A 24297-nucleotide genomic window follows, 5' to 3' on the forward strand; every position below is an offset into this window, starting at 1 on the left:
GCACGGCCCGGCGAGGACGGCGATGAAGGGCCGGACCGCGATCGTCACCGGGGCGTCCCGCGGGATCGGCCTCGCCGTGGCCCAGCGGTTGGTCGCCGCCGGCGCCCGGGTGGTGATCACCGGGCGCACGCAGGAGACGCTGGACGCGGCCGTCGAGACGCTCGGCGGGGCGGAGAACGCGCTTGCCGTCGCCGGGAAGGCCGCCGACCCGGAGCACCGCGCCCAGGTGATCGAGACCGTCTTGGCGACGTACGGGTCGGTGGACCTGCTGGTCAACAACACCGGCATCAACCCGATCTACGGCCCGCTGCTCGACGTCGACAGCGCGGTGGCGGCGAAGATGGTCGACACGAACGTGCTGGCCGCGATCGCCTGGGTGAAGGCCTGCCGGGACGCCTGGATGGGCGCGCACGGTGGTGCCGTGGTCAACCTGTCCTCGGTGGCCGGCCTGGCCCCGTCACCCGGGATCGGCTGGTACGGCGCGACCAAGGCGATGCTGTCCCGGGTGACGATGGAGCTGGCGATCGAGCTGGCCCCGGCGATCCGGATCAACGCCGTCGCGCCCGCGGTGGTGAAGACCAAGTTCGCCGGCGCGCTCTACCAGGGGCGCGAGGACGAGGTCGCCGCGGCGTACCCGCTGAAGCGGCTGGGCCGGCCCGAGGACGTCGCGTCGCTGGTGTGGTTCCTGCTCAGCGACGAGGCGTCCTGGATCACGGGTCAGACCGTCACCATCGACGGCGGCCTGACCCTCAACGGCGGCATCGTCCAGTAGCTCCTACGGCTGCCGTCCCATCCAAGCGGCCAGCCGGTCGTACGCCGGGGCGTCGGCGGCGACCGGCCGCCGCTGGCGGGTTGTTTCATCGCCGACGGGATTCCCTCACCGATAACGCGCTACAACACGCCATCCATCAAACAACTCGCCAACGCCCCCGAGACCAGCCAACCTTGAGCACCAACCAGCCACCTCAAGCGCGGCCACCCGACCGGTACATGCACAAAGTCGCCTGGCGGCGCAGGTGCGGTGGGCGAGCGATCGCGGTACCCCTTCCAGTCCGCGGCCCAGCTCTTGGTCCGGGTGGTGGCCATCGGGATGTCCAGCGCGTTGCCGCCGTGCGACTGCGGTACGCCTCCACAAGAGCGGGGACGACGGTCCGCCGTACGGTCGACGTACGGGCCGAGTGGGAGCGGCTCTGCTCCGGTTGGCCAACGCCGCCGTTGCTACCTACGGCTGAGTCACTCCGCCGAGGAGAGGACCAGGGTGCGGAGCTTGGTGATCGCCAGGGTGAGACCGGCTGCCGTGACCGCGACCAGGAGGATCAGGCTGATCGGGAGTTCGGTCGCCGCCTCGATGGTCGGGACGTTGCTGAGATGCTCGACCACGGCCAATGACCACTGCTGGACCGACAGTACCTTGGCGCCGTCGACGTACTGACCCATCACGCTCTCCCACAGCAGCGTGTAGATCAGGCCGATGGTGACCGCGTTCCCGGACAGCACCGAGAGCGGGACGAAGATCGCGGTGTACGCGATGCCCGCGACCAGGGCGCCGGCCCCGAAGGCGAGCGCGGTCCGCACGTCGCCGGGGTCGAGGACGATCCCGGCCAGCACCATCGGGACCGCGCCGAGTGCGAGGATCACGGCGACGGCGACGGCGACCTTGGTGAGGATGATCGTGGAGCGCTGGATCGGCTTGCTGAGCAGGTACACGATCGAGCCGTCGTCGATCTCGGTGGCGATCACGCCGGTGCCCGCGATCAACGCGACCAGCGGCAGGATCACGGCGAGCCCGAACTGCTGCAGCATCGCCGGGGCCAGGCCGTCCTTGTCGTCCACGGTGAGCGCGAGCAGGACGCACAGCCCGACGAACACCGCGGGCAGGATGAACAACAGCACCCCGCGCCGGTGCCCGAACAGCGTGGCCAGGGTGAGGCGCGCGATCGTCCGGTTCATCGCTTGCCCCCGACCAGGTAGGAGAAGACGCTCTCCAGCGACTCGTCGGTGGGGGACACCTCGTGCAGCCGGATGCCCAGCTCGCGCGCGAGCCCGGGGACCAGCTTGCTGAAGCGTTCGAAGTCGGCCACCTGGACGTGCAGGGCTTCCGCGTCCAGATCGGCTCCGGTGGTGCACGGGTCGCCGATCAGGGCAGCCGCGATCCGGCGGTCGTCGCTGGTGCGCATCCGGTACAGCACCGGGCGGTCGGTCATCAGGGTACGGATCGCCCGGTAGTCGCCGGACGCCGCGTGCCGGCCGGACACGACCACTTCGATGTGCGTCGCGACCTGCTGCACCTCCTCGAGGATGTGCGAGCTGAACAGCACGGTCCGGCCTTCCGCACCCATCTTGCGCAGCAACTCCATCAGGTGCAGCCGTTGCCGCGGGTCCATCCCGTTGAACGGTTCGTCGAGCAGCAGGACCGACGGCTCGTGGACCAGCGCGGCCGCCATCTTGATCCGTTGCTTCATCCCCTTCGAGTACGTCGCGATCCGCCGGCCGGCCGCTTCCTCCATCGCGACCGTCGCGATCGCGGTCGCCGCCGCGGCGCCTGCGTTCGCGAGGCCGTGCAGCTCCGCGTTGGCCCGGACGAAGTCGGCGCCGGACAACGTGTCGTACACGGCCTCGGTCTCCGGGACCAGGCCGATCTGCGCGTACGCCCGCTCGTTCCGCCAGATCGGGACGTCGTCCAGTGTGACCGAGCCGGTCGACGGCGGCAGGAAGCCGGCCATCATCGTGATCAGCGTCGACTTGCCCGCGCCGTTCGGGCCGAGCAGGCCGGTGACGCCCGGGCCGATCGACATCGACACGTCGTTGACGGCGACCACGTTCCCGTACCAGCGGGAGACCTTCGCGATCCGGACCAGGCTCACCCGCGGGCCACCTTCGCGTACCGCGTGTTCACGCCCCACACGCACAGCCCGACCAGGGCGACGTACACGGCCGTGAACACCAGGCCCTGCTGGGTGGTCGGCATCCAGTCCGCCTTGTGGTCGCGGAGCAGGAACGTGCCGACCGTCTGCGCCAGCGAGAACGGCGAGCCGAGATTCGCGTACCGGGCGGCGGCGCTGGACATGTCGCCTTCGGTGTTGAGGATCGCGGTGGTGGTGACGACCGCGGTGAACGACACGATCAGTACTGCGATGATCGCCGCGACCGCGAAGCCCCGGCGTGGGGTGGCAGCCGCGATCAGTCCGCCGATCGCGGCGAGCAGCACGGACACCAGCACGGCAACGGCCAGGCCAGTGGCGAATTGCTTGCTCATGTCAACGAAGTTGTACTTGGCCAGCAGCGCGCCGACGTACAGCACGACCAGCGGCAGCCCGATCAGGACGAGCAGCGCGAGCGTCAATGCGGTCAACTTCGCCAGCGCGTAGTCGGTCCGTCGCGGCGGCCGGGCCAGGTACAGCACGATCGAGCGGTACCGCAGGTCGCGGGAGAACAGCTGGGGCGCCTGCGCCGCGAGGTACAGGGCGATGACCGGCTGGAGCAGGAACACATAATCGACGGGGACGATCGGTGGCTCGTCGAACCGCATCATGTTCTCGATGCCGACCGTGATCGCGGCCGGGACGATCATCACCGCGAGCAGCAGGATCGGCATCGTCTTCGACTTACCGCTGCGGCCGAAGCCGTACGCGTTCCGCAGGCTGTAGACCATCAGCGCCCGGCTGATCGCGACCCGGCCGAGCCGCGGCCCGTCGTAGTGCCGGTAACCGATGTCGTGGATGACACCGGCGCGCGGCGGCTGCGGGATCGGTTCAGACACTGAAGACCTCTTCCAGCCGGTGCCGGTGCGGCTCGATCCGGACCAGGCCGAGGCCGAGGTCGGCCACCGCGTCGCGGACCACGTCGTACGTCTCCTCGCCGGTGATCTCCACCAGCACCAGCGGTCCGTCGGCCCGCGCCCGCGCACCGGCGCGAGCCAGCGCGGCGCCGAGCCGGTCACGGCCGCTCAGGTCCCGCACCTCGACCGCGAGGACGCCGGTCTCACCGGTGAGCGCCGCCTTCGACTCCGAGCGGAGCAGCCGGCCGCCGTCCAGGACGACGATGTGGTCACAGACGCTCTCCAGCTCGCCGAGCAGGTGCGACGTGATCAGCACCGGGATGCCGAACTCTGTCCCGATCCGGCGGACCAGGGCGAGCATCTCGTCCCGGCCGCTCGGGTCCAGGCCGTTGGTCGGCTCGTCGAGCAGGACGAGCTGGGGATCGTGGACGAGCGCCTGGGCCAGCTTGACCCGCTGCTTCATGCCGGTGGAGTACCCGCCCATCGGCCGGTACCGGGCCTCGTCCAGGCCGACGTGGCGCAGCACGTCCGCGGCCCGCTCGCGCGCGGCCGTCGCGGGCAGGCCGGACATCTGGGCCAGGTGGACGACGAACTCGGTCGCCGACACGTCCGGCGGCAGACAGTCGTGCTCGGGCATGTAGCCGACCAGGGCCCGGACCGCCTCGCCGCCGGTGACCACGTCGTGTCCCAGCACGATGGCACTTCCGGCGGTCGGGGCGATCAGTCCGAGCAGGATCTTCAGCAGGGTCGACTTGCCGGCCCCATTGGCTCCGACCAGTCCGGTCACGCCGGACCCCACCTCGACGGTCAGCTCGTCGAGCGCCGTGACTCGCGGATACCGTTTGGTCAGCGCGGTGGTGGCGATCACGGGCACCCCGCAACCCTAGACCCCGGCCCGCCCATCGCAGAATCGCCGACCCTTGCGATCAGATCCCAAGTACCCACCGATCGTTATTGGATGGCCGGTCCGGGCCGGGGTGGCTATGGTCCGGCGCATGGACATCAGGCTCGCTGAACCGGACGACGCCACGGCGCTCTCCGCCTTGCGCCGCGCGGTCTACTCGTACTCCGTCATGTCACCGGCGAGCGCGCGGCACATGATCACCGTGCGTACTCCGGGGGAGAAGTGCCTTCAGTTGGTGGCCGTCGCCGACGACGAGGTGGTCGGCTGGGGCGCGACCGGGCTGAACACGTGGACGAGCGAGCCGGGCCACGCCTGGGTGGCGATCTACGTGCATCCGGGCCATCGGCGGCAGGGGATCGGCGGTGCGCTGTCGGACCGCGTGCACGAGCACCTTGGTGGGATCGGAGCGCAGCGGGCCCGGATCTTCGCGGATGCGGACGCGGTCGACTTCGCGGTCCGGCACGGGTACGAGGCGAGTCGGCAGATGCATTACGCCGGCGCCGATCCGCGGAACCTGCCGGAGCAGCCGTCGACGCCGGCGGACATCCGGTTGGCCGGGCTGGACGAAGTGGATCCGCGGCAGGCGTACACGGCCGACACGATCGCCTCGCTGGACGAGCCGGGTGACGCGCCGATGGACGCGGTGTCGTACGAGGACTGGCTGAAGGACGTCTGGGAGGCGCCCGGGCTGGACAAAGGGCTCAGCGTCGCGGCGATGGCGGGTGACGAGATGGTGGCGTTCACCGCGGTCGAGACCGACGTGGATCGCGCGTGGGCCGGGATGACGGGCACCGTCCCGGCGTACCGGGGGCGTGGGCTCGCGAAGCTGGTGAAGTCGGTCGCGCTGCGCCGGTGCGCGGCCGCCGGGATCACCGGTGCGTACACGTCGAACGATGACTCGAACGGTCCGATGCTTGCCATCAACAATTGGCTCGGGTATCGCCGGATCGCGACCCAGACCGGGTTGGTGCGCCCGCTCTGATCGGGAGGTGCGGGCGCGTTACGAACTCTTGACCGTCCGTTGGCAACCGGTCCGTACCAGTTTTCGCCGAGGCAGGAGTATCTTCCGGAGTACTTCGGTGAAGGAGGGGTCCGGTGGAAATCAGGCCTGCCGTCCTGGACGACGTCGATTCGGCGGTCGTCCTGCACAAGCTCTTTGCTCCCTACCTGGTCGTGACCGGTACCCAGTTGCGGCACCGGCTGCGCGACCGGATCGTGCCGCCCGGGGCCGGGACGTTCGCGGCCGTGGCGGACGGCGAGGTGGTCGGCTGGGCCACCACCGGGTTGATCGGCGGCTCCGATCCGCTGGACGGGCAGCTGCGGTTGATCGTCGACCCGGCCTATCGGGGTCGAGGGGCCGGCGGGGAACTGCTCGAGCTCGCGCACGAAGAGCTGAGGCGGGCCGGCGCGGTGAGTGCGCGGGTGTTCGCGGATCCCGATGCGGCTGCCTGGGCCAGCCGCTGGGGGTACCGGCAGACGCGGCTGGTGCACTACGCGGAGATGGATCCGCAGAAGGCGCCCGAGCTCCCGCCCGTCCCCGACGGACTCCGGCTCGCGCCGTTGGACTCGCTGGATCCGCGGCAGGTGTACGCGGCCGATGAAGTTGCCCAACGCACCAAACCGGGCGACGCCAACATCACCACCCGCCCGTACGAGGACTGGCTGGCGGGCGTGTGGGAACTCCCGGGGATGGTCCTGGACCTGAGCGTCGCCGTCCTCGACGGCGACCAGGTCGTCGCCTTCACCCTCGGCAACGGCGACCACCACAAGGTCTGGTCCCAGATGACGGCCACCCTGCCGGACCGCCGCGGCCTGGGCCTGGCGAAGCTGGTCAAGTGCGCGGCTCTCCACGGCGCGGCCGAAGCGGGCGTGGTCGGCATGCACACAGCCAATTACGACGGCAACTCCCCGATGATCGCCGTCAACCACTGGCTCGGCTACACCCGAACAGCAACCCACAAAGTCCTCATCACCCACCTCTGAATTTCGGAGGCGAACCTGAGCGTGGTCGCCCACCCGACCGCGGCGGTGGGCCGGGCACGCCAGCAAGCTGGCAGAAGTACGTGGGTGGGCGGGATCACCGACGTGAGCGTGGTGCCGGGTCGGGTATGCCAGCAAGCTGGGGGGAGTCTGGGGGTGGGCGGCGCTGCGCCGGATCAGGTGGGGTGCTTGGAGTCGGCGATCAAGCACCGCCGGGGCTGCAGGTCGCGACTGCCCCTACCGACACTGCCAGCTTGCTGGCGTGCTTCGCCCAAGACAGCGGATCGTTCTACTCCTGGCTTCCGGGGCGCGACCTCAGGGGACGAGGAGGACGACGGTTTCGGCTACGCAGGCCGGTTTGGTGGTGTTTTCCAGTTCGATGACCCATTGGAGGGAGACCTGGACGCCGGTCGGGGTTTCGGTGGCGCCGGCGAGGGTTGCCGAGGCCCGGACCCGGCTTCCTACCGGGACCGGCGTGGGGAAGCGGACCTTGTTGACGCCGTAGTTGAGTTTGGCGGTCACGCCGGACACGGCGAAGAGTTCGTCGCCGAAGCGGGCGATCAGGCTGAGGGTCAGGTAGCCGTGCGCGATCGTGCCGCCGTACGGGCCGGCCGCGGCGCGGTCCACGTCGACGTGGATCCACTGGTGGTCGCCGGTGGCTTCGGCGAACTGGTTCACCTGCTCCTGGGTGATCTCCAGCCACTCGGTCTCGCCGAGCCGGGTGCCGATCGCGTGCACGACCTCGTCGACCCCGGTGAAGGACTGCGGCATGGTTCGTCCAGCTCCTGTCAGTTCTTCGGTCCGCCCGCGACGTACAGCACCTGGCCGGAGACGAAGCCGGCCTCCTCGCCGCAGAAGTACGAGGCGGCGGCCGCGATGTCCTCGGGCTTGCCGGTCCGGTTCACCGCGGTCTTCTCGGCGTTGAACTTCTTGAACTCCTCGAAGTCCATCCCGACCCGGGCCGCCGTCGCCGCGGTCATGTCGGTCTCGATGAAGCCGGGCGCGATCGCGTTCGAGGTGATGCCGAACTTGCCCAGCTCGAACGCGAGCGTCTTGGCCAGCCCCTGCAGACCGGCCTTCGCGGAGGCGTAGTTCGCCTGGCCGCGGTTGCCCAGCGCGGAGGTGGAGGACAGGAACACGATCCGCCCGTAGCCCGCCTCGACCATGTGCGCCTGGCACGCCTTCGACATCAGGAAGCTGCCCCGCAGGTGCACCTGCATCACGGTGTCCCAGTCGTCCTCGGACATCTTGAACAGCAGGTTGTCGCGCAAGACGCCGGCGTTGTTCACCAGGATCGTCGGGGCACCCAGCTCGGCGACCACTCGCTCGACCGCGGCGCTCACCTGGCCGGACTTGCTGACGTCGCAGCCAACCGCGAGCGCCCGCCCCCCGGCCGAGGTGATCGCCTCGACGGTCTCCGCGCAGGTGGCCTCGTCCAGGTCCAGGACCGCGACCGCGTTGCCGTCGGCGGCGAGCCGCTTCGCCACGGCGGCCCCGATTCCCCGGGCGGCTCCGGTGACGATCGCCACCCGCTGCTGCTCGCTCATCTCGACCTGCCTCTCTGCTCGGCCCACCAGGCGGTTGCCCGGGATGACATTACCCACGTTCGATCACACCCGGTGGAGTCCGGATGCGATGATGCACCGTGTGCATGATCACAGCGATGATCACGACAGGGGCCGCAACCGCCACGTCTACCACTGTCCGCTCCGCTGGGGTGACCTGGACGCGCTCGGCCACGTGAACAATGGGCGCTACGTCGACTATCTGCAGGACGCGCGGGTCGATTTCCTGTTCCGGACCGCGAAGGACCTCGGCGCCGACGACCTGGAGACCGGGTTGCTGGTGGCCCGGCACGAGGTGCAGTACCGGGCGCCGCTGCGGTACCGCCCCGAGCCGGTGCGGATCGAGTTGTGGATCAGCGAGATCCGGGCCGCCTCGTTCACGATCGGCTACGAGATCCTCGACCTGGAGCCGCGCCGGACCTACGTGCAGGCGTGGACCAGGCTGGTCCCGTTCGACTTCGGCGCCGACCGGTTGCGCCGGATCACCCCCGAGGAGCGCGAGGTGCTGGCGAAGTTGGTGGGCGCGTGAGCACGTTCTCGTACCCGGTGCTGGTCCGCTGGTCCGACATCGACTCCTACGACCACGTCAACAACGTCCGGTACTTCGACTATCTGCAGGAGGCCCGGATCGCGTTCCTGGCCGAGCTGCTCGCGACCCCGGCGGGCGGGTTCTTCGCCGAGTACCCGTGTGTGCTGGTGAGTCAGACGGTGGACTACCTGCGGCCGATCCTGCTCCGGCACCCGCCGTACGCCGTGGACGTCTGGGTGGACGCGGTCGGCGGCTCGTCGTACACGCTCGGCTCGCGGATCGTGGACCGCAGCGGCGAGGCCGACGTGGTGTACGCGCGGGCCACCTCGGTCCTGGTCGCGGTGACGGCGGACACGCACACGAAACGGCCGCTGAGCGAGGCGGAGCGGGCAGCCCTCGTCCGGCACGTTGGCGCGTCTTGAGACACTGGGGACCTGATGAGTGAGCCGAAGAGTTTCTACGACGCCGTCGGCGGGGCGGAGACGTTCCACCGGCTGGTGGCGGCGTTCTACCGCGGCGTCGCCGCCGATCCGGAGCTGCGCGCGATGTACCCGGAAGAGGATCTCGGTCCGGCCGAGGTCCGGTTCCGGATGTTCCTGGAGCAGTACTGGGGCGGCCCGCGGACCTACTCCGAGCAGCGCGGGCACCCCCGGCTGCGGATGCGGCACCACCCGTTCGCCGTCACCCCGGGCGCACGGGACCGCTGGCTCGGCCACATGCGGGCCGCCCTCGACGAGATCGCGCTGCCGCCCGATCGCGACGAGGAGATCTGGACGTACATGGTGATGGCGGCACACAGCATGGTGAACACCGACGAACCGCAGTACCCGGGCGCGATCGACGTGTCCGGCACCTGACTTCTTGGGAGAGACAACGAGCATGGCAACCACTCGTACCGCGAAGGCGCACTGGGAAGGCTCGCTGATGGAGGGCGCCGGCCAGGTCGCGCTGGAGTCGTCCGGGATCGGCACCTACGACGTGACCTGGGCGTCCCGGGCGAACGAGGCCGACGGCCGGACCAGCCCGGAGGAGCTGATCGCCGCCGCGCACTGCACCTGCTTCTCGATGGCGCTCTCGCACGCGCTCGCCGGGGCCGGGAACGCACCGGAGTCCCTGGACACCACCGCCGACGTCACCTTCCAGCCGGGTGAGGGCATCACCGGTATCAAGCTGAGCGTGAACGGCAAGGTCCCCGGCCTGACCGCCGACCAGTTCGCCGAGTTCGCCGAGGGCGCCAAGAAGAACTGCCCCGTCAGCCAGGCCCTGGCCGCCGTCCCGATCACCCTGGACGTCACCTTCACCGCCTGACCCAGCTGTGCGAACGGCGCCGGATCCCCAGGACGGGGGGCGGCGCCGTTCGCGTTGTGTGAGGGGCTTCCACCCGGAGGGTGAACGGCTTACCGTCAGAGATGAGAGGGGGGCTCTCATGACGACGGAACAGTCAACGGGGACGGAGCAGTCACCGGGTACCAAGCAGTGCCCGTACTGCAAGGAAGAGATCCGGGCCGACGCGGTGGTCTGCAAGCACTGCGGCTCGCGACTCGAGGCGCAGGGGCCCGAGCACGGCGGGACGTGCCCGTACTGCCGGGAGCAGATCCACCCTGAAGCCCGGCGCTGCAAGCACTGCCACGCGGACCTGACGCCCCAACCGGTTCGCTCGGCGTCCTCCTCCGGCTGCGGATGCGGCGGGGGCTGCGGAGGCGGGTGCGGCGGCCAGTACTCGCGCGGTGGCGGCGTCAGGTCGGTCGCGCGCGAGGAGGAGTTCGGCGGGGGCCAGTGCTACAACCGCTGCATGCTCCTGTGCGGCGGAGGCTTCCTCTGCGAGCTCCAGTGCGGCTGGATCTGCGAGGGCGCCCCGGCGACGCTTCCGGCTCGCCCGATCTTCCGCTGACCTGTCAGTCGACCGGGGTGTGACCACCGGCCGGACGAGTGGGGGACTCAGTCACCGTCGTGGTCGCGGCGGCTGCCGTAGCGGTCGCCGGAGGTTGCTCGGCGGGGGCTTCGACGGCCTGGTCCTCTGACTTCTCGTCGGCCTTCTCCGCGGCGGAACCGACACCGGTGGACCCGGCGTCGGGATCGCGGTTGGTCAGATTGCCGACCCGGAAGACCTCGCCGTTGCGGACGTACCAGATGGTGCCGTCCTCGCCGCGCAGCCGGGTGACGCGCAGGCCGACGGCCTCGACCACGCCGGTGGCCTTCTCCATGTCGATCAGGTCGCCGACGCCGTACTGGTCCTCGAAGATCATGAAGATCCCGGCCAGGAAGTCCTTCACCAGGGTCTGTGCGCCGAAGCCGAGCGCGACGCCGATGATGCTCGCGGACGCGACGACCGGCAGGATGTTGAAGCCGAGCTCGGCCAGCACCATCACCACCAGGACCGCGGTCAGCACGATGGTCACGGCACTGCAGAGCAACGACGCGATCGTCTCCGCGCGCTGGGCCCGGCGTTCGTTCGCGAGGGTGTTCTCGACGAACACCTGACCACGCTTCGACCGGGCGAGTACCCCCGCGACCGCGCCCGCCCCGGTCCGGCGGGCGAACCGGCGGATCAGCTTGTGCAGCAGCAGACGGACCACGAAGAACGCCACGATCAGACCGGCGATCCGGGCCGGCACCATGACGATCTGGTCGGTCACTTCGAGCTGCCCGTCGTTGCCACGCCGGAAGAACGTGGGGAACTGTTCCGGCAGGGACAGGGCGGTGAGCAGGGGGTGACTGAGCAGGGACACGGGGTAGCTGAGCAGAATAGGCATATCGCCGCCCTACTGTAGTGACCACCGCCTGAATCGCCGCATCACCGAAGACCTACGTTGCGAGGGAGAAAGCGGTCTATGCCGAGCCGGCTGGATGACGAGCTGAAAAGGCTGGTGAGTGCCGGCGTCCTGCGCCAGTACCAGGCCGACGCCCTGCGATCCGCGGCCACGGCCGATTCCAGCGTGGAGCCCCCCGAATCCGCTGCGGTGAGTACGCCGCCGAGTACGCCGAGCAAGCCCGTGGCGCCCCCGGAACCGAACCGCGGATCAGCGCTGACCGAGGTGCTCGGGTACATCGGCGGAGCGTTACTCCTCGGGGCTGTGGCTCTTCTCACGGTCGCGAACTGGGGCGAGATGGGCCGCGGTGCCCGGATATCGACCGGTACGGCGGCTGCGGTGCTTCTGCTCGGCACCGCCGTCCTGCTCGCCGTGTTCCGCCGGCGCGACCAGTTGAGCTCCTCGCTGGCCGCGCTCGGTTGTTGCGTGGCCGGGTTCGCCACCTACGTCGCGATCGAGGACGCGTCCGGCCGGATCGCCGGGGTCGCGGTCGCACTGGTCCTGGCCGGGGCCGGGGTCTGGTGGCTCCGCGGCCCATCGTTGCTCGTAGCAACGTTCGCGATCCTCGCGGTCGGCGTCCTCGTGCTCACCTCGGACGTGTTCACGCCGGCGGAGAGCGTGCACACGAGCAGCGCGGGGATCGCGGCGACCGGGTTCATCCTGGTCGCCGTGGTGTTCGGGGCGCTCGGCCTGGTCCGCGACCAGGTGACGTCGTGGTCGCTGGCCGGGGCGGCGATGTTCAGCTCGTCGATCTGCTGGCTGGTCCAGGACCGGGGCGAGGTGATGGCGCTGGCCGTGGGAACCGCGGGGCCGGTCGCGCTGCTGGTGATGTACGGCCGCCGCCGCGCCTCGGCGTACCTGGTGATCGGGTGCTCGATCCTGCTGGTGATCTGGCCGTTGTCGCTCTACCAGCTGACCGACAACCTGGCCGGTGTCGCGATCGGCCTGGTGATCGCGAGCGGGGCGCTGCTGACGGCGGTGATGCTGCTGTCCCGTCGTCGGCTGCCGTCAACCTGACCGGACGACCTTCAGCCCGCGCAGCGACAACGCGCCGTCCGTCGACGCGCGGCCGAGGTGCAGGTAGCCACCACGGAACGCCGGGTCCGTGACCGTGATCCGCGCCGCGTCGTCCTGCCGGATCCAGGTCAGCTGCGTCGGCGTCACCTCGAGCCGGAACCGCATCCACTTCTTCCGGACCGGAGCCGCGGTCCGCTTGGTCCCCAGCTTCGTCCCGGGCCCCTTGCCGACGCGGTGCGCGTACAGACCGAGTTCGCCGTCGGCCTGGAGGATCGCGTGATACCCGTCCGACGTACCGAGCCGGTGCTCGTAGTACCGGTCGTCCTGGTGCCCGAACGCGAGGGTGAGGTTCGCGGTCTCCTCGGCGGGCAGCACGTCGTACGCCGCCTCGAACTCCACCGCGTACGCAGAGGCGGTCACGGGACCGAGGTTCCCGAGCGTGACGAAGTGCTGCACGTCCTTCGCGCCGAGCGTGACCGAGGCGTCGATGTTCCACCGCAGCGCGTACCGGTCGTCGGCCGGGTCCCTGGTCAGCTCCCCGGCCACGGCGGCACCGCGAGCCCACTGGTCCGACGTCGCGATCTCGGTGGTGCCGTTGAGGTACCCGAGGTCGGGCGTGACCGCACCGGCCACCCCGAGCGCCCGGTACCGCTCGAGCTCGGACCGTCGGTGGATCGGCGACGCCCACACCGGTACGCCGGCCGCGACCGCCACTTCGGTCAGGTCCGCAGAGACTCCCGTGGTCGGCAGGACGAGCGCATCGGTCCGCGGTGACAACAGGCTCGCCACGGTCTGCACGGATTCCCCAGTGAGCTCGGCCGGGCCAGCCGCGGAGGCCAGGACACCGAGGCCCTGCTTCTTGAGTTCGCCGAGTCGTATGCTGCGGAACGTCGTCCGCACCAGGACCGAGGTCTCCAGCCGGTTCCGCGCGATCATCGACATCATCGGCTCGTACGCGCGGTCGTCGCGCGCGTCCACACAGAGGATCACCCGCCCACCGAACCGCTTGAGCACGTCCTCGAACAGCGGCACCCGCAACTTCTTGTACTGCCACGCCGGACCGAGTCGCGGGATGTCGAGCCACCCGTTGCGCAGTGGAGCCAGGCTCGTCCCGCGGAGAGCGCCGGTCAGGTTGGTCGTCCGTTCGAGGCTCTGGTCCTGCAGGCAGACCAGGGCGTTGTCCGCGGTCAGTCCGACGCTCACTTCCAGTGCCCGCGCACCCCAGTCGACCGCGGCCTGGTACGACTCCATGCTGTGCTCCGGGAAGACGTCACCGGCGCCCCGGTGTCCGATCAGGTAGTGGTCACCGCGATCGGAGACCCAGTCGGTCAGGCCGTAGACCGGCTGCGACGAACCGGGATCGGCTGCGCTCGCGCCACGGCATCCGCCGGTCAGGGCGACCGCGGTCAGCCCGCCCAGCCAACCCAGCGTCGTCCGTCGCGTGATCCTCATCCGGTGCCCCCTCCACTCCCCACCGGGGAAGAGTAGAGGCAGAGCGGACGATCACGACAAGGCTGGATCCGTGCACGGTCGCTCGCAGCTGGTGACCGATGTTCCCGTCCCGGCGCGCGGCGTTCTGCCCCGCAGCCGTTGATACGGCAGACTCGCACGCGTGACAGCTCCCACCGCGGCCCTCGTCGAACTGGCCGTCGCGCATGGTGTGGCGACGGAGTACTGGGACTGGCAGGGCGACCACGTCCGGGTCTCCAGCGAAGTGGTGTCGGCCGTGCTGGCCGCGCTCGGTGTGGACGCGTCCACACCGGCCAAGGCGGCGCAGGCCCTCGCCGAGCACCGGCTGACCCGCTGGCGTCGGGTCCTGCCCGCCACCCTGGTGATGCGCGAGGGCTGGACGCCGTGGTTCGCGGTGCACCTGCCGCACGGGTCGGCCGCGGAGGTGTGGGTCGACCTGGAGGACGGCGGCCAGCGCCGGGACATCCCGCAGCAGGAGCACTGGGTCGAACCGGAGTGGGTCGACGGCCAGCAGGTCGGCGAGGCGACGTTCCAGCTGCCCGGCGATCTCCCGCTCGGGTACCACCGGTTGCGGGCCCGGATCGGCACCAGCCAGGAGGTCCACACCGGCACGCTGATCGTCACGCCGAAGCGGCTCGAACCGGAGAACCTGCAGCGCACCTGGGGCTGGGTCCTGCAGTTGTACTCGGTGCGCTCGCGGCGTTCGTGGGGGATCGGCGACCTGCACGACCTGGCCGACCTGGCCGCCTGGTCCGCGACCGACCTCGGCGCCGGGTTCGTTTTGGTCAACCCGCTGCACGCCGCGGAGACGGCCGGCCGGATGGAGCCGTCCCCGTACCTGCCCGCGTCCCGGCGGTTCGCGAACCCGATCTACCTGCGGATCGAGGACATCGACGAGTACGGCGACCTCGCGCCGGCCGAGCGGGACCGCGTCCGCACCCTCGGGCTGCAGTCCCGCGCGCTGAACGAGGACGCCACCGCGCTCGACCGGGACACGGTGTGGGCCGCCAAGCGGGAGGCGCTGCAACTGCTGTTCGGGGTCCGGCCGTCGATCGGCCGAATCGCGGAGTACGGGGCGTACTGCGACCGGGAGGGCCAGGGGCTGATCGACTTCGCCACCTGGGCCGCGCTGGCCGACGAGCACGGGCCCGAGTGGAGCAAGTGGCCGGAGGAACTGCGCGACCCGGCGTCCGCCCAGGTTGTTGCCTTCCGCAATGACCACCCGGACGCGGTGGAGTTCCACTGCTGGTTGCAGTGGCAGCTCGACGAGCAGCTCGCGCGGACCCAGGCCCGCGCGCGGAACGCGGGGATGTCGCTCGGCGTCATGCACGACCTGGCCGTCGGCGTGCACCCGGACGGCGCGGACGCGTGGGCCCTGCAGGACGTGCTCGCGGCCGGGATCCACGTGGGCGCGCCGCCGGACGCGTTCAACCAGCAGGGCCAGGACTGGTCCCAGCCGCCGTGGCGCCCGGACGCCCTGGCCGAGACCGGGTACGCCGCCTGGCGCGACCTGGTCCGCGCGGTGATGCGGCACGGTGGTGGGCTGCGGATCGACCACATCCTCGGCATGTTTCGGCTCTGGTGGGTCACCTCGCCGGAGCGCCCGACCGAGGGCACGTACGTCCGGTACGACCACGAGGCGCTGATCGGCATCCTCGTCCTGGAGGCCACCCGGGCCGGGGTCGTCGTGGTCGGCGAGGACCTCGGTACGGTCGAGCCGTGGGTCCGCGACTACCTCACCGAGCGCGGCGTCCTCGGTACGTCGGTGCTGTGGTTCGAGCGGGACGCCAAGGGCAACCCGCTGGCGCCCGAGCGGTGGCGCGAGGCCTGCCTGGCGACGGTGACGACGCACGACCTGCCGCCGACCGCGGGGTACCTGGCCGGTGACCACGTCGAGCTGCGGCACCGCCTGGGCCTGCTGACCCGGCCGGTGGCCGAGGAGCTGGCGGTCGACGAAGCGGAGCGGGACTCCTGGCTCAACGCGTTGCGGGAGCGTCACCTGCTCAGCGATCACGACGGAGACGTCGAGCGGATCGTGGAGGCGCTGCATCGGTACGTCGCGCACACGCCGGCGAAGCTGGTCGGGGTCGCGCTGACCGATGCGGTGGGGGAGCGGCGGACCCAGAACCAGCCGGGCACGACCGACGAGTACCCGAACTGGCGGATCCCGCTCGGTGGGCCCGACGGGCTGCCGGTCCTGGTCGAGGACCTGCCGAACAACACCAGGCTGCGGCGGCTGATCGGCGTCCTCGGGCACTGACCGGACGCAGCACGGAATGTAAGCACTCGCTCACGAGCCGTTGACAATACATTCGAACGGTTGTTACCTATTGTCGCGAAGGCGCCTCGCACCGACCAGCAGGGCCAAGAACTGCGCCGACGGAGCGGTGCAGAACTGCGGCCAGATCCAGTGGGAACCGCAGAGCACCGAGGGGCCGAAAGGCTTCCCGGACAGCGGTCCCGCCGACGGCAAGCTGTGCTCGGCCGGTTTGGCGCAGTTCGCCGAGCTGGACGACCAGCGCGGCGGCGCGTGGCCGGCGACGCAGCTGTCGTCCGGCCAGAGCTACACGTTCCGCTGGCACCTGACCGCACCGCACAGCACCACCGACTTCAAGTACTACATCACTCAGCAGGGTTGGGATCCGAACGCTCCGCTGACCCGCTCGGCGCTCGAGCTGACGCCGTTCCTGACCGTCCCGCTGAACGGAAGCCGCCCCGCCAACGACGTCGCCCACCAGGGGACCGTCCCCGATCGGACCGGCCGGCACATGATCCTCGCCGTTTGGACGATCAGCGACACCGCGAACGCCTTCTACCAGTGCTCGGACGTCACTTTCTGAGGGGATCCGGAACTGGATCGGCCGCCCCCGATCCAGCTCCGGACCGTCATCGCCCGTTCACGTTTGGTCAATAACCTCCCCGGGAATGGCACCCCTTGAAACCTTCCGCCCAGAGTTTCGAGGAGTGTCCCCATGAGAACTGTCGTCCGTCGCGTCCTGATCCCGGTCGTGGCCGTGCTGGTCGGGCTGCTGCCCGGCGTGGTCGCGGTCCAGCAGGCGTCCGCGGTCACCAAGATGACGCACAGCCAGGCCAGTTCGATCTTCCGCGCGGCCGGCCTGACCTGGTCGTCCACCGGCAACTGCTCCGACTGGAACGTCTCCACCTGTACGTCGTTCACCAACATCAACGACAGCACCGTGTACGGCGTCCGCACCCTGAAGCAGGCGAGCGGCTGCGCGGTCAACATCACCGGCGGCACCGAGGTCGGCCACGCCAGCGGCACCTACAGCCACCGCAACGGGTACAAGGTCGACATCTCGAAGTACACCTGTGTCGGCAACTACATCCGCGGCACCTTCACCCGGATCGCCGACCGCGGCGACGGGGCCGCGCAGTGGCGGTCCGGATCCGGCAACGTCTACGCCGACGAGGGCAACCACTGGGACATCACCTACTACAACTGCGGCGGCTGCTGACCGTCGTGACCCCCGCGCCCGCCCCGGTCGAGGCCCCGGGGCGGGCGCGGTCGCGTCCCAGGGGCAGCGACTTCGCGCCCGGGCCGATGGCCTAGGCTTCAGGGCGTGATCTCACAGCTCTCCGGCCACACCCTGCTGGTGTTCGTCGGCCTCCCGGCGCTGATCATCGCGGTGATCGCGCTGCTGGTGTTCGCGTCCTCGATCGCCGACGGCCCGCGCTACCGCCCCGGCCTGTCCTGGTGGGCCCCGCCGGTCTGGATCAACGGACCCGAGACCACCAAGCCGGACCCGGCCAGCCTGCCCGAGCTGCCGGCCGGCCCGACCACCACCGCGACCGCCGGTACCGGCGTCGCCCGCACGACCGGAGGCGCAAGTGCCAGCTGGTGACGCATTCACCCCGGACCAGCTGCTCGACCTCGAGCGCGCGGTCCGGCACGCCGAGTCGGCCTCCGGGCTGTCCTTCTCGATCTACGTCGGCGGCGCCGACTCCGAGACCCGGCCGTTCGCGCTGGAGCTGCTGAACGAGCTGCCGGACCCGGACCGCTCGGTGCTGGTGTTCGTCGACCCGGCCGGCCGCCGGCTGGAGATCGTCACCGGCGCCACCTCGAAGCGCCAGCTGTCCGACACCTCGGCCGGCCTGGCCGCGCTGACGATGCAGACCTCGTTCGCCGCCGGCGACCTGACCGGCGGTCTGGTCGCCGGCGTCCAGCAGCTCGGCGAGCACGCCCACCAGCCGCCGCTGCTGCACTCGAACGAGCCGCACAAGCAGTAATTCCACAGCCTGGATTCGCGCGACGAGGTAGAACAGCGGAGTGACGATCAGGCTCGAACCGACCGAGGTCGCCGCGGGCGACTTCTCGCTGCGACCCTTCACCGCGGCCGACGAGGCCGGCGTCGGCGCGGCACTGGCCGATCCCGGCATCCTCCGCTGGACAGCCGGCACCGCGGTGATCCGTACGCCGGCCGAGCAGCGTGGACGCAAGTGGCTCGCGACCCGGATCGACGGGTGGGCGCGGGGGAACGCGGTGTTCGCGATCGCGGATTCGGCGACGGGCGAGCTGCTCGGATCCGTGACGGTCCGGGACGTGCACCGGATTCCGGACCAGGCCGTGGTCGCGTACTGGGTGAGCCCGGCGGCCCGTGGTCGCCGGCTGGGAGCGCGAGCGTTGGACACGGCGGCGCGTTGGGCGTTCACGGCTCCCACCGAGGGCGGACTCGGGTTGCACCGGCTCTCGCTGGACCACGCCCTCGTCAACATCGGCTCGTGCCGCGTCGCGACCCGGGCCGGCTTCCTGCTCGAGGGGACCATGCGCGACTACTACGTCGAGAGCGACGGCACCCGGCACGACTCCCACCTGCACGCCCGGCTCTCGTCCGACGAGGTCGAGCGGCCCTGACGGTGCGGGCGGATCAGCCGAGCGGAGTCGCCGGTTCGTACGCGGGGCAGGCGACGTTCGCGTGCACGCGCTGGGTCTTTGGCGAGACGCACAGGGCGTTCGCGGCCTCGGACGACGCGTACGGGCCGAGGTAGACGACCCAGGTGTTCGTCATCGGCTGCTGGTCACCGCCCGCGAGTCCCGGGTACTGGCCGCCGGCGAGCATCGCCTTGGCCGGGACACCGGCGGCGATCAGGTCGGCGGCGAGGTCCTTGGCAACCTGGTCCGCGGCCATCCCGGCGTCAGTCGGGTAGCTGTCGAGCACGGCGATCCACTGGCCGGCCTTGAACGTCGGTGTCTCCGCGCCCGTGTTCGCCGCCGGTGGCGAGGCGCGCTGCGCGGGTGGCTTGCGGTCCGCCTTCGGGGTCGGGACCGTCGGGACCGTCGGGGCCGGGTCGGCGCTCGGCGGCGTGGACGTGACGGTCACGTCCCGGCCGGCCGCGGCGCCGGGATCGGCCGGTGGGGCCGAGGTGCCGTTGGTCAGGATGTACGCGAACGCGGCGGCCATCGCGGCACCGCCGACGACGGCGGCCCCGATCGCGCTGCGCGACCGGTTCGGGCGGCTCGATCGACCCGGGGGCTCCGCGCGATGGCCGCGGCGAGCTGAATGCGCCGAACGCCGGGCGGACCGGGTGGGCGGTTTGTGTTGATCAACTTGTGTCACGACAAAGGCCTCCCCAGCCTTGTCGGTGGAATTTGCGCGCCAAGTTTAGGCCGGAACCCAGGAAAAATGAGCAGTTTTCAAGTGCCGAGAATCTCTTTCCCGACAGGCGATCGCGGACCGGAACCGGACCACGACGCAACGCGCTGGGTCAGCCGTTTGAATTTCACCGGTAGCGTCCGCGCTACCACGGTCCGGGACCAGGAGCGATGGTGACGCGATGCACCGGCTGACAGCGTGAGCGGGAATTCTTCACCTGACGGAAGGCATTTCCATGCGACGGAGAACCCGGCTGCTCGTCCTGCTCGCGGCGCTGACCCTGATCCCGGTGGCACCGGCGGTGGCGTCCCGCGGATCGACCCTGCAGCACGATGCGGACCGGATCCGCGACGTCGGTGTGACCGGCGTCCTGGCCCGGGTGACGGACGGGGCCGGCCGGTCGAGGTCGGCAGTGAGCGGCGAGGCCGAGCTCGGCACCGGCCGCGCGCCGCGGTCCGACGGCCACTTCCGGATCGGCAGTACGAACAAGACGCTGGTGGCGACCGTCGTCCTGCAGCTCGTCGCCGAACGGCGGATGGGCCTCGACGACACCGTGGAGAAGTGGCTGCCCGGGTTCGTCCGCGGCCACGGGAACGACGGCCGGCTGATCACCGTGCGGCAGCTGCTCCAGCACACCGCGGGGATCTACGACGGGAACTTCCCCGGCATGGCGGACGCCGCGGAGTACCACGAGAAGCGGTACGACGTCCGGACCGAGGAGGACGTCGTCCGGGCCGGGCTCAGCCATGCCCCAGAGTTCGCCCCGGGGACCGGGTGGTCGTACTCGAACACCGGGTACAACCTGGTCGGGATGGTGATCAAGGCGGTCACCGGCCGGACCTGGTACGCCGAGGTGGACCGGCGCGTCGTTCGCCCGCTCGGCCTGCGGCACACGTACTTCCCGGGCACCGATCCGGGGATCGCGCTCCCGCACGCCAACGGGTACACGCGGTTCGCGGCGGGGGAGCCGTACACGGACACCACGGAGCTGATCGACGCCGACGCCTCGGGTGGGTACATCTCCACGCTCGCGGATCTCGACCGGTTCCAGCGGGCCCTCTTCGGTGGCCGGTTGCTGCAGGCGGCTCAGCTGCGCGAGATGACCCGGACGGTCCCGGTCGACGACAGCACGAACGAGCTGTGGCCGGGTGCCCGGTACGGGCTCGGCCTGTTCGCCCGCGACCTGAGCTGCGGCGGCACGGTCTGGATCCCGGGCGGTGACCAGATCGGCTACAAGACCAGGCTCGGCGTCCTCACGGGCGGCCGGAGGAGCGCCGTGGTCTCGATGTCGACGCAGCTGTTCGATTCGGTCGAGGTGGCGTTCGCCCAGGACCGCGCCGCCACCCGGCTGATCGACCGCTGGCTCTGCCGCTAGGTCCCGGACGGGATGCCGTCGAGCTTGGGCGCCGGGCGGGTGTCGAGGGCGTCGTCCAGCCAGGCCTCGACGTCCAGGCCGCCGGTGAGGATGTGCGCGACGTACGACGCCCGCTCGTAGCTGAGCACCTCCAGCTCCCACACCGAGGGCGCGGCCCCGATCGGCGCCGGCCGCAGGTCGTCCACGTCCAGGCCGCGGAAGATACTCAGCCTGGACTGGAAGTCCCGCGCCCAGCTCTGGACGACGAGCGAGGTCGCGTCGTCGCCGAGGTGCAGCACGACCACGCCGAGTCCGACGGCGCCCATCGCGTCGTCGAACTCGAGCTGACGGGTCGCCGCGGACCGGGCGAGCTCGACCATGTCGTCGTCCCACGAACGGCCGCGGGCGGTGAGCACGTACGGCTTCACCAGACGGTGCGGGAACCGCCACGGGACCAACGGGGTGACCGGCCGAGGTCGATAAGCCTCGGCCAGTCCCGTCAGCGCGACCGCGGCGGCACCGGCAAGGGACGGATCAGGAGAAGCCACGGGGATCTACCCTGCAGCGTCACACCGCTGTGCGTCCAGCGCCCGGACCAGGTCGGCGCGTGCCTCCCCGACGTACCGCAGGGTGGGGGCGTCGACCGAGCCGGCCTCGGTGTCGAGCCATTCGGTCAGCGCTCGCAGCGTCGGCTCCTCGGGCAGGTTCCGCGGCGAGAGGTAGACGAGCACGTTCTCGCCCATCGACGAACCGAGCCGGGTGTACACGTCCTTCGCCGCGGCCAGGTACCGGCCGACGTACGGCCGGAGCAGGTCCTCCTGCCCCGGCTGCTGGAAGCCGAGGATGGTCCGGAACTGCGTCTCGTTCGGGGTGTCCTCGGACTCCACCGCGATCCGCCAGGCGGCTTCCTTGGCCTCGGCGGTCGGCCGGGCGGCGCGGGCCTGGGCAGCCCGCTCCTGACCGGTGATGGTGGTGTCCCGGGTCAGCTCGTCGTCGATCCGGTCGCCGTCGACCCGGCCGAGCCGGGCCAGCGCGACCAGCAGGGTCCAGCGCAGATCGGTGTCCACGACCAGGCCCTCGGGCAGGTCGGCCCCGTCCAGCCACTGGGCCAGCCGGTCCGCGCCCGCGGCGGAGAAGACGCCGCCGATGTACGCCCGGGCGAACGCGAGCTGGTGGTCGCTGCCCGCCTCGGCCGTCGTGAGCAGCTCGACGAGGGTCTGCTCGTACTGCGCCCGCAGCTCGGCGCGGTGCTCGGGTGCGGCGTAGCTGTTGATCGCCGACGTGGCCTGGCCGAGCAGGGACCGGACTCCGGTCAGGTCGGTCTCCGCGCGGATCCCCTTGAGCACGATGCCGACGTACTGGCTGGCCGGCATCTCGGCGTCGCGGGTCATGTCCCACGCCGCGCCCCAGGCCAGCGCCCGGGCGAGCGAGTCGGTGAGCTGGTCGATCGACTCGACCAGGGTGGCCCGGGACCGCTCGTCCAGCCGGATCTTCGCGTACGTCAGGTCGTCGTCGTTGAGCAGCACCAGGTCCGGCTGGGTCGCGCCGACGAGCTCGGCCAGCTCGGTCCGCGGCCCGTCGATGTCGACCTCGAACCGCTCGGTCCGGACCAGGCCCTCGTCGGTGCGGCGGTACAGGCCGACGGCGAGGCGGTGCGGACGCAGGACCGGGAAGTCGGCCGCGGCGGTCTGCTCGATCGCGAAGGCGGTGAAGGCGCCGGAGTCGTCGACGCTGAAGTCGGCCCGCAACGTGTTCACGCCCGCGGTCCGCAGCCAGCGCTCGGTCCAGTCGTCCAGGTCCCGGCCGGACGCCTTCTCCAGCGGCTTCAGCAGGTCGGTCAGCTCGGTGTTGCCGAAGGCGTGGTCGGCGAAGTACTCCTTCAGCGCGGCGACGAAGGTGTCCTCGCCGACGAACGCGACCAGCTGCCGCAGCGCCGACGCGCCCTTGGCGTAGGTGATGCCGTCGAAGTTCACCTCGACCGCGTGGAAGTCGACCATGTCCGCGGCGATCGGGTGCGTCGACGGCAACTGGTCCTGCCGGTAGGCCCAGTTCTTCCGGGCGTTGCAGAACGTTGTCCAGGCACCGTTGTACTTCTCGGTGGCGACGGCCTGCGCCCAGTGCGAGGCCCACTCGGCGAACGACTCGTTCAGCCACAGGTCGTCCCACCAGGTCATCGTGACCAGGTCGCCGAACCACATGTGCGCGAGCTCGTGCAGCACGGTGTTCGCGCGCGCCTCGAGCTCGGCGTGGGTGGTGCGGCTGCGGAAGATGTACTCGTCCCGCAGCGTCACGCAGCCCGCGTTCTCCATCGCGCCCATGTTGTACTCCGGCACGAACGCCTGGTCGTACTTGTGGAACGGGTACGGCCGGCCGAAGGCGCGCTCGAACAGCTCGAAGCCCTGCTTGGTGACCTCGAACACGTCGTCCGCGTCCAGCGCCTCGGCGAGCGACGGGCGGCACAGCAGCGACAACGGGTACGTGCCGTTCGGGCCTTTGTAGACATCGGTGACGACGTGGTACGGGCCGGCCACGACCGCGGTGATGTAGGTCGACATCGGCTCGGTCGGGGCGAAGGTCCAGGTCGCGAACTCCTCGCCGTCGACGCCCTTCACCGGCGTCGGCTCGGGGGTCGGCGCGTTCGAGATGACGACCCAGCGGGCCGGGGCCGTGACGGTGAAGCTGAACGGGGCCTTCAGGTCGGGCTGCTCGAACGTCACGAACACCCGGCGCGCGTCCGGAACCTCGAACTGGGTGTAGAGGTAGGTCTCCTTGTCGGCCGGGTCGACCGAGCGGTGCAGCCCTTCACCGGTGCGCGAGTAGATGCAGTCGGCGACCACGTGCAGTTCGTTGCGCTCCCGCAGGTCGTCCAGCTGGATCCGGGACCCGTCGTACACGGTCTCCGGATCGAGGGAGCGGCCGTTCAGCGTCACCTCGCGCACCCCCGCCGCGATCAGGTCGGCGAACGTGCTGGCACCGGCCTCGGCGCCGAAGGTGAGCGTAGTGGTCGACGCGAAGGTCGCGGCGCCGGTCGCGGCCGTGGTCAGGTCGAGTTCGATCGCGTAGCTCACGTCGCTGATCAGGCCCGCACGGGTCCGCGCCTCGTCGCGCGTCAGGTTGGTTCCAGGCATGTCGGCATCCTATGCACCTGGCCACGGCGTTGCCCGAGGGTTTCCCCGCGACTTCGGCACCGATGCCAAAGCGTTTCCGTGCCCTGCCGGTGGGTGAGCACGCCACGCCCGGCGGTGACCGGGGTGATTGCACTTTGTACGATCGAAGTC

At 70.5% G+C, this 24297-nt stretch carries 27 protein-coding genes; 16 read left to right on the forward strand and 11 right to left on the reverse strand.

Translation table 11 applies throughout. The features are described from left to right. The first annotated feature begins 22 nt into the window (after window positions 1–22). The gene (locus tag FB561_RS19025) at window positions 23–772 is read left to right on the forward strand and encodes an SDR family oxidoreductase (protein ID WP_145808482.1); all 750 of its coding nucleotides are present in this window, start codon (window positions 23–25) and stop codon (window positions 770–772) included. Window positions 773–1233: 461 nt separating this feature from the next. On the opposite strand, the gene FB561_RS19030 is transcribed toward FB561_RS19025, so the two are convergent. The 4 genes from FB561_RS19030 to FB561_RS19045 are packed head-to-tail and all read right to left on the reverse strand — an operon-like array spanning window position 1234 to window position 4652. Further along, complete coding sequence (locus FB561_RS19030) at window positions 1234–1950, reverse strand: ABC transporter permease (protein WP_145808484.1); 717 nt, start codon at window positions 1948–1950, stop codon at window positions 1234–1236. Further along, the gene (locus FB561_RS19035; RefSeq protein ID WP_145808486.1) at window positions 1947–2864 is read right to left on the reverse strand and encodes an ABC transporter ATP-binding protein; all 918 of its coding nucleotides are present in this window, start codon (window positions 2862–2864) and stop codon (window positions 1947–1949) included. The genes FB561_RS19030 and FB561_RS19035 overlap by 4 nt, the downstream gene beginning before the upstream one ends. Continuing rightward, window positions 2861–3760 carry an ABC transporter permease gene (locus tag FB561_RS19040; RefSeq protein ID WP_145808488.1) on the reverse strand — a complete coding sequence of 300 codons (900 nt, stop codon included), beginning with the start codon at window positions 3758–3760 and terminating at the stop codon, window positions 2861–2863. The genes FB561_RS19035 and FB561_RS19040 overlap by 4 nt, the downstream gene beginning before the upstream one ends. Then, entirely contained in the window at window positions 3753–4652 is a 900-nt protein-coding gene (locus FB561_RS19045) for an ABC transporter ATP-binding protein (protein ID WP_145808490.1), read from the reverse strand. The genes FB561_RS19040 and FB561_RS19045 overlap by 8 nt, the downstream gene beginning before the upstream one ends. 121 nt (window positions 4653–4773) lie before the next feature. Between FB561_RS19045 and FB561_RS19050 the strand changes: the two genes are divergently transcribed. Together FB561_RS19050 and FB561_RS19055 are read left to right on the forward strand one after the other, a co-directional pair. Then, window positions 4774–5664: a GNAT family N-acetyltransferase gene (locus FB561_RS19050; RefSeq protein ID WP_145808492.1), complete on the forward strand. Its 891-nt coding sequence runs from the start codon at window positions 4774–4776 to the stop codon at window positions 5662–5664. A gap of 113 nt (window positions 5665–5777) precedes the next feature. Beyond that, on the forward strand, window positions 5778–6665 hold the full coding sequence (locus FB561_RS19055) for a GNAT family N-acetyltransferase (protein ID WP_145808494.1): 888 nt from the start codon (window positions 5778–5780) through the stop codon (window positions 6663–6665). 312 nt (window positions 6666–6977) lie between these two features. Here the strand turns inward: FB561_RS19055 and FB561_RS19060 are convergent, their stop codons facing one another. Then, window positions 6978–7433, reverse strand: coding sequence for a MaoC family dehydratase (locus FB561_RS19060; RefSeq protein WP_145808496.1), 456 nt, complete (start codon window positions 7431–7433; stop codon window positions 6978–6980). 17 nt (window positions 7434–7450) lie between these two features. Next, window positions 7451–8209: an SDR family oxidoreductase gene (locus FB561_RS19065; protein WP_145808498.1), complete on the reverse strand. Its 759-nt coding sequence runs from the start codon at window positions 8207–8209 to the stop codon at window positions 7451–7453. A gap of 91 nt (window positions 8210–8300) precedes the next feature. Between FB561_RS19065 and FB561_RS19070 the strand changes: the two genes are divergently transcribed. The 5 genes from FB561_RS19070 (at window position 8301) to FB561_RS19090 (ending at window position 10647) form a co-directional block, all read left to right on the forward strand. After that, a complete protein-coding gene (locus tag FB561_RS19070; protein WP_145813170.1) occupies window positions 8301–8756 on the forward strand; it encodes an acyl-CoA thioesterase in 456 nt (151 codons plus the stop codon). After that, window positions 8753–9178 (forward strand): acyl-CoA thioesterase, encoded by a 426-nt coding sequence (locus FB561_RS19075; protein ID WP_145808500.1) that lies wholly within the window; start codon window positions 8753–8755, stop codon window positions 9176–9178. Before FB561_RS19070 ends, FB561_RS19075 begins: the two co-directional genes overlap by 4 nt. 15 nt (window positions 9179–9193) lie before the next feature. Then, entirely contained in the window at window positions 9194–9613 is a 420-nt protein-coding gene (locus FB561_RS19080) for a globin (protein ID WP_145808502.1), read from the forward strand. Between the two features lie 22 nt (window positions 9614–9635). Then, on the forward strand, window positions 9636–10064 hold the full coding sequence (locus tag FB561_RS19085) for an OsmC family protein (protein ID WP_145808504.1): 429 nt from the start codon (window positions 9636–9638) through the stop codon (window positions 10062–10064). 118 nt (window positions 10065–10182) lie between these two features. Beyond that, window positions 10183–10647 (forward strand): zinc ribbon domain-containing protein, encoded by a 465-nt coding sequence (locus FB561_RS19090; protein ID WP_145808506.1) that lies wholly within the window; start codon window positions 10183–10185, stop codon window positions 10645–10647. A gap of 4 nt (window positions 10648–10651) precedes the next feature. Here FB561_RS19090 and FB561_RS19095 read toward each other — a convergent pair whose 3' ends face one another. Beyond that, window positions 10652–11509: a mechanosensitive ion channel domain-containing protein gene (locus FB561_RS19095; protein ID WP_145808508.1), complete on the reverse strand. Its 858-nt coding sequence runs from the start codon at window positions 11507–11509 to the stop codon at window positions 10652–10654. Between the two features lie 78 nt (window positions 11510–11587). Here FB561_RS19095 and FB561_RS19100 point away from each other — a divergent pair, with 78 nt between their 5' ends. After that, on the forward strand, window positions 11588–12583 hold the full coding sequence (locus tag FB561_RS19100; RefSeq protein WP_145808510.1) for a DUF2157 domain-containing protein: 996 nt from the start codon (window positions 11588–11590) through the stop codon (window positions 12581–12583). On the opposite strand, the gene FB561_RS19105 is transcribed toward FB561_RS19100, so the two are convergent. Continuing rightward, on the reverse strand, window positions 12575–14035 hold the full coding sequence (locus FB561_RS19105) for a glycerophosphodiester phosphodiesterase (protein ID WP_145808512.1): 1461 nt from the start codon (window positions 14033–14035) through the stop codon (window positions 12575–12577). The two genes, FB561_RS19100 and FB561_RS19105, sit on opposite strands and share 9 nt — an antisense overlap. A 160-nt stretch (window positions 14036–14195) precedes the next feature. Between FB561_RS19105 and malQ the strand changes: the two genes are divergently transcribed. From malQ to FB561_RS19135, 6 genes are all read left to right on the forward strand, one after another. Continuing rightward, window positions 14196–16313 (forward strand): 4-alpha-glucanotransferase, encoded by a 2118-nt coding sequence (malQ, locus tag FB561_RS19110; RefSeq protein ID WP_145808514.1) that lies wholly within the window; start codon window positions 14196–14198, stop codon window positions 16311–16313. 70 nt (window positions 16314–16383) lie between these two features. Next, a complete protein-coding gene (locus FB561_RS19115; protein WP_272952548.1) occupies window positions 16384–16893 on the forward strand; it encodes a lytic polysaccharide monooxygenase auxiliary activity family 9 protein in 510 nt (169 codons plus the stop codon). A 132-nt stretch (window positions 16894–17025) separates the two neighbouring features. Further along, complete coding sequence (locus tag FB561_RS19120) at window positions 17026–17529, forward strand: hypothetical protein (protein WP_145808518.1); 504 nt, start codon at window positions 17026–17028, stop codon at window positions 17527–17529. 105 nt (window positions 17530–17634) lie between these two features. Further along, the gene (gene ctaJ, locus FB561_RS19125; RefSeq protein ID WP_145808520.1) at window positions 17635–17916 is read left to right on the forward strand and encodes an aa3-type cytochrome oxidase subunit CtaJ; all 282 of its coding nucleotides are present in this window, start codon (window positions 17635–17637) and stop codon (window positions 17914–17916) included. After that, window positions 17903–18301: a DUF5130 family protein gene (locus tag FB561_RS19130; protein WP_145808522.1), complete on the forward strand. Its 399-nt coding sequence runs from the start codon at window positions 17903–17905 to the stop codon at window positions 18299–18301. Before ctaJ ends, FB561_RS19130 begins: the two co-directional genes overlap by 14 nt. A 40-nt stretch (window positions 18302–18341) precedes the next feature. Beyond that, complete coding sequence (locus FB561_RS19135; protein ID WP_145808524.1) at window positions 18342–18926, forward strand: GNAT family N-acetyltransferase; 585 nt, start codon at window positions 18342–18344, stop codon at window positions 18924–18926. A gap of 13 nt (window positions 18927–18939) precedes the next feature. Here FB561_RS19135 and FB561_RS37935 read toward each other — a convergent pair whose 3' ends face one another. Continuing rightward, on the reverse strand, window positions 18940–19473 hold the full coding sequence (locus tag FB561_RS37935; protein WP_170284711.1) for a hypothetical protein: 534 nt from the start codon (window positions 19471–19473) through the stop codon (window positions 18940–18942). A 427-nt stretch (window positions 19474–19900) separates the two neighbouring features. On the opposite strand from FB561_RS37935, the gene FB561_RS19150 reads away from it, so the two are divergent. Next, window positions 19901–21040 carry a serine hydrolase domain-containing protein gene (locus FB561_RS19150; RefSeq protein ID WP_145808528.1) on the forward strand — a complete coding sequence of 380 codons (1140 nt, stop codon included), beginning with the start codon at window positions 19901–19903 and terminating at the stop codon, window positions 21038–21040. Here FB561_RS19150 and FB561_RS19155 read toward each other — a convergent pair. Both FB561_RS19155 and pepN read right to left on the reverse strand, forming a co-directional pair. Continuing rightward, window positions 21037–21567: a hypothetical protein gene (locus tag FB561_RS19155; RefSeq protein WP_238334905.1), complete on the reverse strand. Its 531-nt coding sequence runs from the start codon at window positions 21565–21567 to the stop codon at window positions 21037–21039. The genes FB561_RS19150 and FB561_RS19155 overlap by 4 nt on opposite strands. Before the next feature lie 6 nt (window positions 21568–21573). Beyond that, a complete protein-coding gene (gene pepN / locus FB561_RS19160) occupies window positions 21574–24147 on the reverse strand; it encodes an aminopeptidase N (RefSeq protein ID WP_145808530.1) in 2574 nt (857 codons plus the stop codon). Window positions 24148–24297 lie beyond the last annotated feature (150 nt).

Source organism: Kribbella amoyensis, from assembly GCF_007828865.1.
Classification (GTDB): domain Bacteria; phylum Actinomycetota; class Actinomycetes; order Propionibacteriales; family Kribbellaceae; genus Kribbella; species Kribbella amoyensis.